Annotated in this window: 18 protein-coding genes and 1 pseudogene; 5 read left to right on the forward strand and 14 right to left on the reverse strand. The window is 56.7% G+C overall.

The window, feature by feature from the left end; all coding sequences use genetic code 11:
* Positions 1-53: 53 nt before the first annotated feature.
* Positions 54-2,138 carry a radical SAM protein gene (locus ABV300_RS00510; protein ID WP_353714632.1) on the reverse strand — a complete coding sequence of 695 codons (2,085 nt, stop codon included), beginning with the start codon at positions 2,136-2,138 and terminating at the stop codon, positions 54-56.
* Between the two features lie 135 nt (positions 2,139-2,273).
* Positions 2,274-3,695 (reverse strand): reductive dehalogenase, encoded by a 1,422-nt coding sequence (locus ABV300_RS00515; protein WP_353714633.1) that lies wholly within the window; start codon positions 3,693-3,695, stop codon positions 2,274-2,276.
* A gap of 285 nt (positions 3,696-3,980) precedes the next feature.
* Here ABV300_RS00515 and ABV300_RS00520 point away from each other — a divergent pair, with 285 nt between their 5' ends.
* The 3 genes and pseudogenes from ABV300_RS00520 to hisI all read left to right on the forward strand — a co-directional run.
* Positions 3,981-4,478 (forward strand): MarR family transcriptional regulator, encoded by a 498-nt coding sequence (locus ABV300_RS00520; protein WP_353714634.1) that lies wholly within the window; start codon positions 3,981-3,983, stop codon positions 4,476-4,478.
* Between the two features lie 46 nt (positions 4,479-4,524).
* On the forward strand, positions 4,525-5,238 hold the full coding sequence (gene hisA, locus ABV300_RS00525) for a 1-(5-phosphoribosyl)-5-[(5-phosphoribosylamino)methylideneamino]imidazole-4-carboxamide isomerase (RefSeq protein ID WP_353715393.1): 714 nt from the start codon (positions 4,525-4,527) through the stop codon (positions 5,236-5,238).
* A gap of 108 nt (positions 5,239-5,346) precedes the next feature.
* Positions 5,347-5,664, forward strand: a pseudogene (hisI, locus tag ABV300_RS00530) (phosphoribosyl-AMP cyclohydrolase); the annotation flags it as partial.
* 157 nt (positions 5,665-5,821) lie between these two features.
* Here hisI and ABV300_RS00535 read toward each other — a convergent pair.
* From ABV300_RS00535 to ispD, 11 genes are all read right to left on the reverse strand, one after another.
* A complete protein-coding gene (locus tag ABV300_RS00535; protein ID WP_353714635.1) occupies positions 5,822-6,784 on the reverse strand; it encodes a DUF1385 domain-containing protein in 963 nt (320 codons plus the stop codon).
* 81 nt (positions 6,785-6,865) lie between these two features.
* Positions 6,866-7,075, reverse strand: coding sequence for a 50S ribosomal protein L31 (gene rpmE, locus ABV300_RS00540; protein WP_058438573.1), 210 nt, complete (start codon positions 7,073-7,075; stop codon positions 6,866-6,868).
* A gap of 8 nt (positions 7,076-7,083) precedes the next feature.
* Positions 7,084-7,338: a 50S ribosomal protein L27 gene (gene rpmA / locus ABV300_RS00545; RefSeq protein WP_353714636.1), complete on the reverse strand. Its 255-nt coding sequence runs from the start codon at positions 7,336-7,338 to the stop codon at positions 7,084-7,086.
* 17 nt (positions 7,339-7,355) lie between these two features.
* On the reverse strand, positions 7,356-7,688 hold the full coding sequence (gene rplU / locus ABV300_RS00550; protein WP_353715394.1) for a 50S ribosomal protein L21: 333 nt from the start codon (positions 7,686-7,688) through the stop codon (positions 7,356-7,358).
* A gap of 260 nt (positions 7,689-7,948) precedes the next feature.
* Positions 7,949-8,263: a YbjQ family protein gene (locus ABV300_RS00555; RefSeq protein WP_058438567.1), complete on the reverse strand. Its 315-nt coding sequence runs from the start codon at positions 8,261-8,263 to the stop codon at positions 7,949-7,951.
* Positions 8,260-8,478 carry a hypothetical protein gene (locus ABV300_RS00560; protein WP_353714637.1) on the reverse strand — a complete coding sequence of 73 codons (219 nt, stop codon included), beginning with the start codon at positions 8,476-8,478 and terminating at the stop codon, positions 8,260-8,262. Before ABV300_RS00560 ends, ABV300_RS00555 begins: the two co-directional genes overlap by 4 nt.
* Before the next feature lie 12 nt (positions 8,479-8,490).
* Entirely contained in the window at positions 8,491-9,162 is a 672-nt protein-coding gene (locus tag ABV300_RS00565; protein WP_353714638.1) for a DUF1648 domain-containing protein, read from the reverse strand.
* Entirely contained in the window at positions 9,159-9,455 is a 297-nt protein-coding gene (locus ABV300_RS00570; RefSeq protein ID WP_353714639.1) for an autorepressor SdpR family transcription factor, read from the reverse strand. Before ABV300_RS00570 ends, ABV300_RS00565 begins: the two co-directional genes overlap by 4 nt.
* Before the next feature lie 176 nt (positions 9,456-9,631).
* Positions 9,632-11,068 carry a cysteine--tRNA ligase gene (gene cysS, locus ABV300_RS00575; protein ID WP_353714640.1) on the reverse strand — a complete coding sequence of 479 codons (1,437 nt, stop codon included), beginning with the start codon at positions 11,066-11,068 and terminating at the stop codon, positions 9,632-9,634.
* Positions 11,069-11,107: 39 nt separating this feature from the next.
* Positions 11,108-11,578, reverse strand: a complete 471-nt coding sequence (gene ispF / locus ABV300_RS00580; RefSeq protein ID WP_353715395.1) for a 2-C-methyl-D-erythritol 2,4-cyclodiphosphate synthase — start codon at positions 11,576-11,578, stop codon at positions 11,108-11,110.
* Positions 11,579-11,585: 7 nt separating this feature from the next.
* The gene (ispD, locus tag ABV300_RS00585; RefSeq protein WP_353714641.1) at positions 11,586-12,278 is read right to left on the reverse strand and encodes a 2-C-methyl-D-erythritol 4-phosphate cytidylyltransferase; all 693 of its coding nucleotides are present in this window, start codon (positions 12,276-12,278) and stop codon (positions 11,586-11,588) included.
* A 133-nt stretch (positions 12,279-12,411) separates the two neighbouring features.
* On the opposite strand from ispD, the gene ltaE reads away from it, so the two are divergent.
* Both ltaE and ABV300_RS00595 read left to right on the forward strand, forming a co-directional pair.
* Positions 12,412-13,437, forward strand: a complete 1,026-nt coding sequence (gene ltaE, locus ABV300_RS00590) for a low-specificity L-threonine aldolase (protein ID WP_353714642.1) — start codon at positions 12,412-12,414, stop codon at positions 13,435-13,437.
* A complete protein-coding gene (locus tag ABV300_RS00595) occupies positions 13,434-14,054 on the forward strand; it encodes a hypothetical protein (RefSeq protein WP_353714643.1) in 621 nt (206 codons plus the stop codon). The genes ltaE and ABV300_RS00595 overlap by 4 nt, the downstream gene beginning before the upstream one ends.
* Here the strand turns inward: ABV300_RS00595 and ABV300_RS00600 are convergent.
* Positions 14,051-14,299, reverse strand: a complete 249-nt coding sequence (locus ABV300_RS00600) for a zinc ribbon domain-containing protein (RefSeq protein ID WP_353714644.1) — start codon at positions 14,297-14,299, stop codon at positions 14,051-14,053. The two genes, ABV300_RS00595 and ABV300_RS00600, sit on opposite strands and share 4 nt — an antisense overlap.
* Positions 14,300-14,311 lie beyond the last annotated feature (12 nt).

Here is a 14,311-nt window from a genome sequence, read left to right on the forward strand (position 1 = left end):
AGCGGATTTAGTATTCTACCATACTTGAAAAACTGAGGGTCAGCGCGCGCTGCTCAAACGATAAAACTGTCGGCTTTAAGCGCCGCCAGGACGCGAAGGCAGCCCGCCTCGACCTGCCAACTTGAAAGCCCGTTCTTACGCGTCAATGAGCGAGAGATCTGGCGAATCGTATTCCGTCCGTTTGACAATCCCAAGATATCCCATGATACGGCGTCAAGCTGACATAAACGACGGGTAGCAGGATTAAAAACTACCAACCGCCGTTGACGGACGTTCGGCGCAGATAATTGCCCGCGCACAAAGGCGGGAAGGTCAAAGTGTATGACTGATCGGGTCACACCGTCTGCCATGAGGGGCGTATAGTCTAAAGTCATTTCCAAAGACTCATTGACCAAACCATGGTATCTGTCCCCGGATGCCGGAATAGCGGCGCTTAAGTTAGACAAGCCTGGGTCGGTACTCTCATTGTGAGAGAGGTAGACCAGTAGATCCTCTTTCGAAAGAAACCGCATGATGTCATGGGTGGGATACGATAAGACGAGGCGATCCCAGGTTTTCCGGCTTAACGATTCAGCCTGGCTTCGGTTCAAGCCGGTTCTAGGTGAAAAATCGAACCCGACAGCCAGATAGCCAGTAGCATCTCCCGCAGGCAAATCTATCCCGAATTCCTCCGGTGATGCTAAGACGGCAGAGCCGCGTGTTAGCGAAAAATGGCCGATATTGAATGAACGAATCACTTCACTGTTTTGCTCTATAAAACTGATTGTTTCTTCCGCTTCTGCCAGCGTTTCACCCGGAAAACCGAGGAAGATGTAGAGGTGATCCCAAATGCCGGCGGCTACCAGGTTGCGGCATACTGCCAGCGCCAGTTCCCGGGTAGTCCCTTTCCGCATCAAGCCCAGCACCCGGTCGCAGCCGGATTCGAGACCGATGTAAACCACGCGAAAACCCGCCTGGTACATCTCTTGGCAAAGGCTGCCATCGAATTGAGCTTCCAGGCGGATATTCGTCGAAAACCGGCAATCAGCCTTACTCTCGAGAAACGTTCGGGTTAGGCCCGACATCAGAGACGGAGCGATGGCCTCATCACAAAAGGAGAAATGCCTGACGTTGTAACGACGGGACAGGTGGTCGATATCGGCGGCAACCTTTCTGGGTACTGAGGGACGGTATCTGTTCTCATAGGAAACGTTGTGGGAGCAAAAAGCGCACTTGCCCCAATAGCAGCCGCGTGAGGCTAGAACCGGCAGGACCGGTTCAGGCGATAAATACTTGCGGAGAACCAGGCCGTCAAAGTCCGGAGGCGGCAATTCAGCCATCGAATCGGGTGGCACAGGGGAATTCTTCCGGACCGTTTTACCGTCATACCAAATCAGATTCGGGACGTCCGTCAGGGTTTCGCTACGCTCCACCCTCTTGACCAACTCAAGCAATGGACGTTCGCCTTCGAGGATGACAAGCGAATCGAAATACCTGGTGAAAAAGCCCGGGTGACTGCTAAACACGGATGCCAGCAAGGTCACCAGATAGCCGCCGAGGACAATATGGCACCCAGGAAGAGCTTTTTTTACCAGGCGAGCTAAAGTAAGACCAGGTATCAACTGGGACTCGGCGTTAATTGAAATACCTATCAGGTCGGGACCCTGATCTTTCAGCCACGGAGAAGTTTGTTCTTCAAAATACCCCAAATAAGGATTCTGGCTACCGTCCGCGGTCAAGATTTCAACGCTATCGAAACGGCCGTCAAATGACGGCATAGAAAACGACGTCAGCTGGAGACGGGAAGGGAAGTGTGCTGCCGAGACCACAGCCAGCGCGTCTTCCAGTGTTCGGCGGGCTTGGGATAGGGTGTTGGCATCGAAATACTGGTGATCATGGAAAACCGCTTTAGCTTCTTCGACAGTGGTGGAAATGGACTCAATAGATAATTTTGCCAGAAAAAGATCGGCATACCGCTGCTGCTCTATTCCAGGCTCGAGACTGGCTTTGGTATCCAGAACAGTAAATCGGTCTTCGATGCGACCCTTCAATGACTGTAAATAGCGGCGGGAAAGGAAATGTTCATATGATTCGATGCTCAGATCTTTTTGAACGACATCGATGCCCTGTCCTTTCAAGAAAGCATACAGCGAAGGCATACCGAGAGGAGGCTGATACGGTAGCCATTGCGGGGGAAAGAGCAGCACTACGTTCATTGAAGGTTATTTTAACATGAATAAACTTGTGGGGGTTCTCACACCCCCACAAGTTTTGTTTAGCAGTTGGAGTAGATCCTAGTAGGTTTTGTGGTGGGCTGTGACCGATGTATCGAAACCAAGGGTGGGTTGAGCCAGATCCCACCAGCTTTCCTTATCCTCACGCAAACCGTAGCCCCACCAGCTATCAGCCTTCCACAGGAAGCTGTTGAGCGCAGGCGTGGTCGCCAAAGCGGCTTTTACATAGCTGTGAACGGCAGCCGCACCGGTATTGAAGGTACAGGTAGCCATGCAGGTATGACAACCGCCGAAGGTGGCTTTCAAGCTCCAGCAATCAACGCCGTTAGTCCAGAACTGTTTCTTGCCGGGAACGTGAGTGGTGTCTTCCTTGCCGTAAATCTGCGGGATTTCCCATGAAGGCTCGTTATCCTGTGAGATCGAATTCGTCGGGCAGGCGTCAGCGCATTTGTGACAGGTATGGCAGAAGCGCCAGATACCGGCGTCGACAGGCGGGGTTGGTTCGACTGGAATATCCATAACCACGCTGAAGGCTCCGGTTACCGTGCCGTACTCCGGGCTGATGCAGACACCATTGTTACGGCCTCCTTCAACCAGGCCAGTGAGCGTATTAGTAGCAATAGTCGGAATAGCCCCGCAGACCGGGGTGGTATAACCGTAGATCTGGTAGCCCAGCATCCGGGCGAATTGTTGCAAGCGCGTTTGGACAATCGACCATTGGCTGTAGCGGATGGAGTTGCCGGCGCTGGCAATATCTGAACTGGGTGTAGTGCGGAACATTTCCTTAGACAGCGGATGGAGAAACGCCATATCGTATAGGGGTACTGAAGAAGGGAAGACTAGCTTGTCCTTAGCCTCGTAGCCGAGCGGAACATCCTCAAAGACATACTTCTGGTGGGCGGCGGCCTTATCATACTCACGGACGAGCTTATCCTTGACCTTCTGGTCAATTTCAGCGAAGCCGACAGTACCCATGCCGTAGAAACGGGCGGCGGCACGCAGCATCTTGCTGTTCTCTTCCGGGGAGCCTTGCCACTTGGGTACTCCCATTTGTTCCGGTGTTTTAGCTGACTGCAAACCCATGAAACTGATGGTAGCCTGATAAAGGCCACCGGAGAGGGCTCTGTCGCGAAGGTTCATCCCCGGTGTGCTGTTTTTAAGTGTCTCGGTAGAAAACGCTGCTGCTTCAGAAGAACGTTTTTGCCGTTCTGCGTCACCCATGAAGTAGGTCTGGCATGAGCCGTCCTGGCCGGTCCACTTGCCGTCGGAACGGTACATTTGGCTCCAGTCTAATTCTACGGTAGGTTCATCAATTTCACGGTTCTTGATCCACCAGGCGCGCTTGAACTGTGCTGACTGAGAGCCGATCAACTCATCAAGGTCGTTAAAACTCGGAGCAGTCAAAGCGACAGCGCCTGTGGCGGTAAGCCCAAGTGCTTTCATGAACTCACGGCGACTGACAGTGCTGTGAAACTGTGTCATTATTTTCTCTCCTTTATAAATGAACTAAATTTGCAGTCTTTGCCGCTGTCATCCGGTCTCTCCCGGGTGCCATTAGTCATTTTCAATCTCCTTTTATCAATCTATTCTTAATCTTTAGGTATCATATGGTAACACAATATTCTATATAGAACATCCGCTAAATGACGTATTTTTAGTGATACTTTCATTACAAGAAAATTAAAGTGGTTTAATAAGACCGGCTGACAAGTTTACTCGTCGTTTGTCTGCCTCTATCATTTGTGATATCTCTTCTGGTCTATTAGAATGTTCGGCAATTCGGAAACTCTAGAAAAAATTATGCCGCAAAAAGTCATTTCTTACACCGACCCGACGCTGGATATATGGGCGCGTTTCATGAGGACGCGGAATCTTCTATATAAGGTGTTCGCCCGTGATTTAAGGGAACTGGGAATCAAGCCCGAGCAACTCGGCATTCTGAATATTTTGAAGAAAATAGAAGGACCCGTTACGCCGGCGATGATTTCCAGGGTTTATAGACGCGAACCGCAAACGGTGTCGGTCAACTTGAAACGGCTGGAAGGGCGGGGATTGGTTAAACTGGTTAAAGACCTGGAGAAACGCAACATGATACGCGTGGAAATAACTGATGCTGGGATTGCGATCTGGGAACTTGGGAGAACCAAAACGGCAGCGGTGAGCCAAGCGTTTAAAGTGTTGTCACCGGACGACCTGATTCAATTAAGCTTGATCATCGATAAGCTGTCCGATTCAGCGCAACAAGTGCTGAAATCCCATTCATAATGATATAATGCTGTACATCTTCTGCTGACTTAAACGGAGAAATACCATCGATATTATCCCCGCCATAGACATCCGCGGCGGCCGCTGCGTGCGGCTGGTCCAGGGCGACTACAACCGTGAAACCGTCTATTCCGACAACCCTGTTGAAATGGCATTAAAGTGGCAGTCCATGGGCGCACCGCGGCTGCACGTCGTCGACCTGGACGGCGCTGCTTCCGGTGAAATGATCAACATGGACGTCATTTCCCAGATCGTCACCGCAGTGTCGGTACCGGTCCAGCTAGGCGGCGGCATCCGCGACATCGAAAGTATCAAGAAGCTGCTTTCGGCCGGCATCGACCGGGTCATCATCGGCACCGCGGCGGTCGAAAACCCGGATCTGGTAAAGGAAGCCTGCGCCAAGTACAACGAATCCGTCATTGTCAGCCTGGATGCCCGGGACGGCAAGATGGCGGTCAAGGGCTGGCAGGAAGACACCGACCTGCCGGTGCTGCAGTTCGCCCGGCAGATGATGGCGCTGGGCGTCCGCCGCTTCGTTTTCACCGACATCTCCCGCGACGGCATGCTGACCGAACCCAACTTTACCGCCCTGTATGACCTGATCGATGCCCTCCGGATACCGGTGATCGCCTCCGGCGGCATCGCCTCGATCAGCCACCTGAAGATTTTGAAGCTTATCGGGGCTTCGGGTGCCATCCTGGGCAAGTCACTCTACGCCGGGACCATCAACCTGCGGCAGGCCCTCTACGCCGCCGCCTGATCATCAATTTCCAATAACCAAGATACAATAATCAAACAACTCAAAACACCAAATCTAAATAACCAAACGGGTTCGTGTCGATAATACAGTCGGAGGAGAAGAGCTTTCATGGCAGTCAAGGGCAAGGGTCTCAAACTGGATGACAAGGGGCTGGTGGCGGCTATCGTGCAGGACGCCAACACCGGTCAGGTGCTGATGCTGGGTTATATGAACAAGGAGTCGGCCAAGCTGACACTGGAGACGGGCAGCGTCTGGTTCTACAGCCGCAGCCGGCAGGAACTGTGGAACAAGGGCGCCACGTCAGGCAACAAGCTCATGGTCAAGGAAGTGTGGCTGGACTGCGATAACGACGCCATCCTGGTCAAGGCTGAGCCGATGGGCCCGACCTGCCACACCGGCGAGGTGAGCTGCTTCTATGAACCGCTGACTATGGAGTGCGTGTCGCAGACGTAGGGCTAAAACGAAAGCCCCGAAAATCAATAAGTCGGCCTTGCCGCCCGTGGCAAGGCCGACTTATTTCCGTGGCTGTAGAAATCTGAGGCAACCGCCAATTCCCATCGAGGGCAAAGAAAGGCGGCGCAGGCTAGGTCAGGGCGTCAGGTCCGGCGGCAGGCGCCGGTTCGGCCGGGACTTCTACGGGGACCGCCGCCGGCGCAGGGTACAGCTCGGCCTCCAGCTCCGGATGGTCGTCGACCAGCGCCTTTTTTAAAGCGGCGATGCCGACCTCAATCTGGGCCAGTTCCGGCTGGCGGGTGGTCATCGCCTGAAGCCACAAGCCAGGGCGGGCCAGGGCCTGGACCAGGGCGTTTCCGCCGTGGCCGGCGGCGTAGCGGGTGAATTCATATGACAGCCCGGCGATAACCGGCAGCAGCAGGATGCGGGAGGCCACCATTAGCCACAACGCCGGCTTGCCCAGCAGGCTGAAGATCATGATGGCGATAACCATCACCGCCAGCAGGAAAGCCGTGCCGCAGCGGGTGTGGGCGGTGGAGAATTCGCGGACGGCCAGGGGCTCCAGCTTCACCCGGTGCTCATAAGCGTTGATGGTTTGATGCTCGGCACCGTGATAGGCAAAGACGCGCCGGATATCAGGCATGCGTCCTATGGCGGCCAGGTATGCGATGAACAGTGCCAGGCGGATCAACCCCTCGACAAGCGCGAACAGGAATCCCGAGCCGAGCAGATCGCCGAGTAGATTGGCTAAAAACAACGGCGTCAGGAAGAAGATGGCCACCGACAGGGCCAGCGAGAAGCCGACCATGCCCCACATCACCCAGGGCGAGACCTCTTCTGTCTCTTCCTCCAGGGCGACGTCAGCTGAGCGCATCAGCGCCTGGACACCGAGCAGCATCGCCTCCAGCAGGACGATAACGCCGCGGAAAAACGGGAGCTGGCGCAGCCTGCCGGTGTAAATCTTCGGCAGCGGCCTGGCTTCGACCAGGATTTCTCCTTTGGGGCGGCGGACGGCGGTCACCAGCGACTTCTGGCCGCGGATCATGACGCCCTCGATGATCGCCTGGCCGCCGTAGTAGAATTTTTGCGTCATGCCGGAATCTTACTCCACAAAACCCGATCTAACAAAAAAGGGGCGGTTTATCGCCGCCCCCTTTTGAATCGACAAAACAGTTTACTTATCCTTGAGGCCGTAGCGCTGCTTGAAGCGGTCTACGCGGCCGGCGGTGTCCACCATGCGCTTCTCGCCGGTGTAGAACGGGTGGCACTTGTTGCAAAGCTCCACTTTGATCTCCGGCTTGGTCGAGCCCAGCAGGAAGGTGTTGCCGCAGGAGCAGGTCACCTTGGATTCAGGGAAAAACTTGGGGTGCAATTTCTCTTTCATGGTCACTCCTAGACAGTCTTGACGCTGGCCATCTTGCGGTTGTTGGCCGTGGGGGCGAACTCCACGATGCCGTCAGCCAGGGCGAAAAGGGTGTGGTCCCGGCCGATGCCAACGTTCTCGCCGGCTTTGATGGGCGTGCCGCGCTGGCGCACCAGGATGGTGCCGGCCAATACCCGTTCGCCGCCGTAGCGCTTGACACCCAGCATCTTGGGTTTGGAATCTCGTCCGTTGCGGCTTGAACCGCCGCCTTTTTTATGAGCCATTTTTCAAATCTCCTATGTTACTTGGGGGCAACGATGCTTTCGATCTTCAGGCGGGTGAACACGGCGCGGCCGCCGACGCGGGTGTGGGCGCGACTCTTGGCTTTGAAGCGCAGACCGCGGACTTTTTCACCCATGCCGGTGCCTTCAGCCTTGGCGACAACCTTGGCACCTTCAACTACCGGTTTGCCGATCATGTCATTCTGCCCATCAGAGAAGAACAGAACACGATCCATCTCGACGGTAGACCCGTCTTCCACATTCAAATGATCAACATCGAGGGTCTGACCCTCAGTTACCTTATACTGCTTGCCGCCGGATTCAACTATAGCGTAAATGGCGCACCTCCAGATAAAAACAACTTGCCATTATACCAATCCGTAAGCGGCCGTGCAAGGGCATATACTCGAGAATACTGAAGAATAGAGACTTGGCTGAGGCTGTTCCTGTCAGATAAGCTTGACGAACTCAGGTGTTCACCTTCGACGAGCTCAACGACGACGGCAACCCGAAGAATCCGACCGGTGACTGAGCCGTCAGCGGCAACGATAACGGCCAGCGCCGCGCCCCAGACCGGGACCAGCCCTGCCAGCAAACGATTCACCGCGGATAATTACTCGACGACGACACCGGTGCCGTAAGCGATGCATTCAGCGGCTGAGGTCATGACCATAGAGGTGCCGAAGTTCATGCTGATGACGGCGTTGGCGCCCTTTTTTTCGGCGTCGGCGATCATGCGCTTCAGCGCTTCTTCGCGGGATTCAGCCATCATCTGAGTGTATTCGTTGATTTCTCCGCCGACCATGCCGCGGAAGCCGGCCATAATGTCCTTGCCGATATGCTTGGCACGGATGGTGGAACCTCTGACCAGACCGATGGTCTTGACGATGGTTTTACCGGGGATGGATGGCGAGGTTACGACGATCAATTGTCCACTCCTTTTAAGTATTGTTCATCCTTTTTAGCTTTCAGACGGTCGCGGATGGCCGCGGCCAGTAAGAAGATGGTGCCGGCACCCAGCGAACCGCCGATGATCCAGGCCACCCCGGGGATTTCACCGGCATCCGCGGTCAGTGCCCAGATAAAAACGCCGACCATGGCCACCAGCGCAACGCCGAAAAGCACAAAACCCAGAGTTTTCATAGACCTCTCCTACTATTTTACGGGACCGTTGCCGCGGTCCGGATCCGCCTTCCAGACGGTGTAAGAATAGATCATCAGAAATACGATGGAAGCCAGGAAGGCGCCCATCACGCCGATAAACAGCCACGGCTCCCCGACGATGCCAGCCAAGGCCATAAGCAGGCCGAAGACGACAAAAATCCTGCCGCCAAGCCGGTGGGTTTTAATCCAGGACAGTTCTGAGGTCAGCGTCCACGGGGTGCGGATGCCGACGAACCAGGTGGGCTTCAACTTGCCGAAGTAGTTGCCGAGCACCGCCAGCATCAAGCCGACCATGACCATGACCGCTGTGCCGACATCGATCGGTACCTCATGTACCGCCGACGCTACGATAACGCCGTGGAGGCCGAACATGAAGACTACCAGGAGCGTCCGAATGATGCGGTAAACGCCGCCGAACTTCTCGTAGTTGACGCGTTTGGGATCAAGGCGGGGCAGATACAGGAGCAGCAGGTAGATTCCGGCGGCCATCAGCGGCAGGAAGAACAGACCTTCGAATTTGCCGCCGAAGCGGTCCGGCTGGCCAGTGATATCCCAGTGAACCGGAATACGGTCCGGCGCTGATGACCAGCTCGCCGCCGAAATAACGAACATGGCGGCCAACAGTATCAGGTTGAGCGCTTCGCTGCGCCAGGTTATTTTCATGACAGCTTGGGTTCCTCCATTGAAGAAGACTTGCCGACCTTGAACAGATCCATCAACGCCGCCATGGTCTCGTCAACGACTGAAAGATTCAGCGAGTAGACGATGGTGGCGCCGCGGCGCTCTTCCTGGATCAGGTCAGCGTTTTTTAGAACCAAAAAATGACCGGAAAGGGTGGATTTGGCCAGGTCAAATTTTTCAGCGATCTCGCCGGCGGTCATCGGCCGCTCGCCAAGCAGTTTTAAGATTCTGCGCCGGGTGGCGTCGGCCAGGGCTTTATAAACGCTTTCGCTCATATCAGTTCGGTATTTCGCCAACTACCGAAATGATACGACAGGGAGGGAATAATGTCAAGATGAGAGTCTTTTACCCCGGACAAAACCGGCGGGCGACGTCCTTCAACCGAAGGATCGCGCCTGCAGGGTCCAACCAGTCCGCCCGGTGGATTCCCGCCTACGCGGGAATGACAATACTATTTTGGCTTGTACTCCCAGGTAGTACCTGAGGGCGTGTCCTTCAAGCTGACGCCGATGCTCTCCAGTTTACCACGGAGGACGTCGGCATTAGCGAAATCTTTAGCCTTGCGCAGTTCAGCCCGCAGGGCGATAACATCCGCCATGGCCTTCCCGGCGTCGCCGTTCCAGTCCGGGACATCGCGGTCAAGTTCCCGGAAAATCTCGGCACCGGTCTCGGCGATTTCCCCACTATCGGCGGCGGTCTTCGCAGCCACTAACCTCAAGCCGAGGACATCCGCCAATTCCCGGAGCGAAGTTTTAGCTGCCGAGGCGTCGCCGCCCTCAGAATCAATGCGGTTCAGGTCGCGGGCCAAATCGAACAGCGTAGCCAGAGCCCGCGGCGTGTTGAAGTCATCGTCCATGGTCTCGATGAAGCGTTTGCGATAAGCCTCGCCGTCGAATGCGACAACCTTGCCGCCGCCCGCCGCCTGGAGCGCCTGGGCCAGCCGCTGGGCGCCTTTCTCCGCGCCGTCGATGACCTCCACCGAAAAGGTCAGCGGGCTGCGGTAATGCGAGCTAAGGACAAAAATGCGCAGGGCGTCGGCGGAGTTCCTCGACAGGAAATCTTTGATGGTAATCAGGTTACCGACGGACTTACTCATTTTCTCGCCGCCGAGTTGCAGCAGACCGTTGTGCAGCCAGTAGCGGACGAAGGGCTTTTTGCCGGTAAAGCTTTCCGACTGGGCAATCTCGTTTTCATGGTGGGGGAAGATCAGGTCGGCGCCGCCGCCGTGGATATCTATCGTCTCGCCCAGGTACTTGCGGCTCATAGCCGAGCATTCGATGTGCCAGCCGGGCCGCCCCTTGCCCCAGGGCGAATCCCAGGACGGCTCACCGGGCTTGGCCGCCTTCCACAGCACGAAGTCCATGGGGTGTTCTTTATCCTCCCCGACCTCGATCCGGGCGCCGGCCTGCATCTGGTCCAGGGTGCGGTGTGAAAGCTTGCCGTAATCGTCGAGTTTGGTCACCCGGAAATAAACCGAGCCTTTGGCCTCGTAGGCAAATCCTTTGTTAACCAGGCCCTGTACCAGTTCGATGATCGACGGAATCTCACGCGTCACTCTGGGGTAAGCGTCAGCGGGCATGATGTTCAGAGCGGCCATATCGGCCTGGAAATCGGCGATGTTGCGGTCGGCCAGTTCCAGCGGGGTGATGCCCAGGGGCGCGGCCTTGGCAATGATCTTGTCATCGACATCGGTGAAATTCTGAACGTATTTTACCCGGTAGTCGCGGTACAGCAGAAAGCGCCGAATGACGTCGAAGTTGATGTAGCTCATGGCGTGCCCGATATGGGCCGCGGACTGCGGCGTGATGCCGCAGACATACATCTTGACCGGGTCGCCCTCGGGAATAAATTCTTCCTTGCGGCCGGTGAGAGTGTTCGAGATTTTCATAGCGGCGAGTATATCACGGCCACGGGGTTGTGGCGAAGCCTATTTTTCGATCAGCGCCGATGCCCAGGCGGCCATGCCTTCTTCCCGGCCGATGAAGCCCAACTCCTCGGAGGTGGAGGCCTTAATGTTCACATCGGTCGGATCGATACCCAGGGTTTTGGCGATATTGTGACACATGGCCGGTACGTGGCCGCGAAGTTTGGGCTGCTCGGCGACCACGGTGACGTCGATATTGCCAACCTTCCAACCATTATTCGTGAGCATACCGCCGACGCGCTCCAGCAGTTTCAAGGAGGAGATGCCTTTATACTGGGGATCGCCAGGCGGAAAGTGGGCGCCGATGTCGCCCAGGCCGGCGGCGCCCAGAAGCGCGTCCATGACAGCATGGAGCAGGACATCCGCGTCGCTCCAGCCGATCAGGCCGTGGCTCCAGGGAATCTCCACGCCGCCCAGGACAAGCCTGTGGCCGGGCGCCAGTCGGTGGACGTCATAACCCAGACCGGTGCGCATTTTCATCTTATTCCCCGCTTCTGCGCCACAGCATTTCAGCAGTGGCCAGGCTTTCCGGCGTGGTTATCTTGATATTGCCGTAAGTGCCCTGGAAAATCTTAACCGCCGCTCCCAGGCGTTCCACTAACGAGGCGTCATCGGTGACCGAAGCGTCTTCGGCGGCTTCGTAAGCCCGGCGGATAAGGTCATAGCGGAAAACCTGAGGCGTCTGAACAGCCCACAGCCGCTCCCGCGGCAGAGTAGTTTCGATCACGCCGTCTTCTCTGGAAAGCTTGATCGTGTCAGTCACCGGCACGGCGGAGACCGCGGCGCCGGATTCGGCGGCAGCCTCAATGCCGTCGTCAATCTGGTGCAGCCGCATCAGCGGCCGGGCGCCGTCATGGATGAAGACCCACTTGGCATCGCCTTCGAGCCTCTTCAGCGCGTTCATGACCGAGTCCTGGCGTCGCTCGCCCCCGGCAACGATGTCAGTGACCTTGCGCCATTTTTCATAGTCCGCCAGCCGTTTGCCCTCGCCCATACGCTCAGCGTTGAGGACGATGATGATGCGGTCGATCATCGGGTGGCATTCAAAAGGGTATACCGTCCGCGCCAGCACCGGGCGGTTGCCAAGCAGAGTGAAAATCTTGTCCACCCCCTGCATGCGTTCGCTGCGGCCGGCGGCGGCGATTATTGCGGCGACTCTTTCTCCGTTGAACATAGTGTTTATTATACGCTATCCGGAAGGGACGGCGCTACGTACCAAAGGATTAGAGCTGATTTCCGATACTTGAATGACAGCCTGACTGAAGCGGTGTACAATCATCTGAAAACTTTGACCGAGGCTTGCCGGGATGCGTTTGATAGACTTACGAAGCGATACCATTACCCATCCGACTCAGGAGATGCGCCAGGCGATGTTCTGCGCTGAAGTCGGCGACGACGTCTTTTCAGAAGACCCCACCGTCAACCGGCTGGAGGAGATGGCCGCCGCGATCACCGGCAAAGAAGCCGCTGTTTTCACCCCCAGCGGCACGATGAGCAATCTTATCGCGGTGATGAGCCATACCCGCCACGGCGACGAAATCATCCTCGGCGAGAAGGCGCACATATTTCTGAACGAAGCCGGCGGCGCCGCGGCGCTGGGCGGGGTAAGCTTGCGGACGCTGCCCAACAACCCGGACGGTACCATCGACCTCGAAAGGATCGAGGGGGCGGTGAGGGGCAAGAACCTGCACTGGCCGCCGTCGAAACTCTTATGCCTTGAAAATACCCACAACTTCTGCGGCGGCGCGGTGTTGGACGTGGAATACACCATCGAAGCCGCCAAAACAGCCCGGCGCCATAATCTACTCGTACACCTCGACGGGGCCCGTCTTTTCAACGCTGCGGTAGCCCTGGGCGTGCCAGCCTCAGACCTGTGCCGGCCGGTGGATTCGGTCTGCTTCTGCCTGTCAAAAGGCCTTTCGGCGCCGGTGGGTTCGGTGCTGTGCGGCACTGGAGATTTCATCGCCCGGGCCAGAAAGCTGCGCAAGATGGTCGGCGGCGGCATGCGCCAGGCCGGAATCATCGCCGCGGCGGGCATCGTCTGTCTGGAGACCTGCGTCGAGCGGCTGGCCGACGACCACAGGAACGCGCAAGCATTGGCTGAAGGGCTGCGGCAGATTCCGGGACTCGAAGTCGAGAAACCCCAGACAAACATCGTAATGATCGGCACCGGCGAAATTCCCGCCGCCGATTTCGTCAAAAAAGCCGCCGAGGCCGGGGTCAAGATGATCTCCGTAGGAACCAGTCGGGTGCGGGCGGTGACTCATCGCATGGTGACGGCCGAGGATATTTCAGAGGCGGTGCGGCGGCTGAAGAAGGCGATGGCAGCATGAAACCCACCAAAACTGAGATTGCTGCGCTGGTGACACAATCAACTACCGACGACGGAAAGCTGGCCGAGCTTGTCGCCGGATTGTCATCGAAAGACCTGATAACCAAGCAGCGGAGCTTCCTGTCGCTTCAAAAACTCGTCGAGGGGAATCCGGCGCGCCTGTACCAGCGGCACTGGTACAGTATCGCCGCCATGCTTGACCACTCCGGCGTCGATGCCAAGTACATCGCCATCTACCTTCTGGCCGGCATGACAGCAGCGGACGCCGATGACCGGTTCGACGAGGTTTTCTACAAATACTTCTCGCTGCTGGATGACAACACCCTCATCGCTCCAATGCACGTGGCTTTAAACGCCGCGGCGGTCCATAAAGCCAAGCCGGAACTCCGCGAGGACATCGTCAAGCTGCTGATAAGCATCGATAAGACCCACCACACCCCGGCTCGGAAGGCGCTGATCGCCGCCTACGCCATCGAGTCGCTGGATAAAATTTTCGACGATGTCGAGGATAAGGCGGCGGTGCTGGAGTTCGTCCGCGGCTACGTCAAAGCGCCCAGCCCCAAGGCTCGCACCATGGCCAAGGCATTCCTCAAAAAGCGCGAAAAAACCGCGGTCTAGTGGCCGCAGCAGCTGCCGCCGCCACCACCGCCGCCGCAGGATGACACCTGGCTGCGGTCTTCGGCCCCACAGCAGGTCTTGCCGCCGGGGTTGCAGCGGTTGAGGACGACCGGGATGGAGCGCTGCTTTTCCAGGTCGGCGCCGCCGCATGACCCGCAAGCAAAGTTGGCGCATTTGCCGGTGTATGACACCAGAAGTTCGGTCACGGCGCCGCAGGCGCGGCATTTGAAGTCATAGATGGGCATTTCTTCCTCGAT

The sequence above is a fragment of the Dehalogenimonas sp. 4OHTPN genome (genome assembly GCF_040448695.1).
Taxonomy (GTDB): Bacteria; Chloroflexota; Dehalococcoidia; order Dehalococcoidales; family Dehalococcoidaceae; genus Dehalogenimonas.

What these genes read in the sequence shown, in the direction of transcription:
- ABV300_RS00510 (WP_353714632.1), bottom strand. Translation starts at nt 2,138, where the DNA reads ATGCCTTCGCTGTATGCTTTCTTGAAAGGACAGGGCATCGATGTCGTT.
- ABV300_RS00515 (WP_353714633.1), bottom strand. Translation starts at nt 3,695, where the DNA reads ATGACACAGTTTCACAGCACTGTCAGTCGCCGTGAGTTCATGAAAGCA.
- ABV300_RS00520 (WP_353714634.1), top strand. Translation starts at nt 3,981, where the DNA reads ATGTTCGGCAATTCGGAAACTCTAGAAAAAATTATGCCGCAAAAAGTC.
- ABV300_RS00535 (WP_353714635.1), bottom strand. Translation starts at nt 6,784, where the DNA reads ATGACGCAAAAATTCTACTACGGCGGCCAGGCGATCATCGAGGGCGTC.
- rpmE (WP_058438573.1), bottom strand. Translation starts at nt 7,075, where the DNA reads ATGAAAGAGAAATTGCACCCCAAGTTTTTCCCTGAATCCAAGGTGACC.
- rpmA (WP_353714636.1), bottom strand. Translation starts at nt 7,338, where the DNA reads ATGGCTCATAAAAAAGGCGGCGGTTCAAGCCGCAACGGACGAGATTCC.
- ABV300_RS00560 (WP_353714637.1), bottom strand. Translation starts at nt 8,478, where the DNA reads ATGAAAACTCTGGGTTTTGTGCTTTTCGGCGTTGCGCTGGTGGCCATG.
- ABV300_RS00565 (WP_353714638.1), bottom strand. Translation starts at nt 9,162, where the DNA reads ATGAAAATAACCTGGCGCAGCGAAGCGCTCAACCTGATACTGTTGGCC.
- ABV300_RS00570 (WP_353714639.1), bottom strand. Translation starts at nt 9,455, where the DNA reads ATGAGCGAAAGCGTTTATAAAGCCCTGGCCGACGCCACCCGGCGCAGA.
- cysS (WP_353714640.1), bottom strand. Translation starts at nt 11,068, where the DNA reads ATGAAAATCTCGAACACTCTCACCGGCCGCAAGGAAGAATTTATTCCC.
- ispF (WP_353715395.1), bottom strand. Translation starts at nt 11,578, where the DNA reads ATGCGCACCGGTCTGGGTTATGACGTCCACCGACTGGCGCCCGGCCAC.
- ispD (WP_353714641.1), bottom strand. Translation starts at nt 12,278, where the DNA reads ATGTTCAACGGAGAAAGAGTCGCCGCAATAATCGCCGCCGCCGGCCGC.
- ltaE (WP_353714642.1), top strand. Translation starts at nt 12,412, where the DNA reads ATGCGTTTGATAGACTTACGAAGCGATACCATTACCCATCCGACTCAG.
- ABV300_RS00595 (WP_353714643.1), top strand. Translation starts at nt 13,434, where the DNA reads ATGAAACCCACCAAAACTGAGATTGCTGCGCTGGTGACACAATCAACT.
- ABV300_RS00600 (WP_353714644.1), bottom strand. Translation starts at nt 14,299, where the DNA reads ATGCCCATCTATGACTTCAAATGCCGCGCCTGCGGCGCCGTGACCGAA.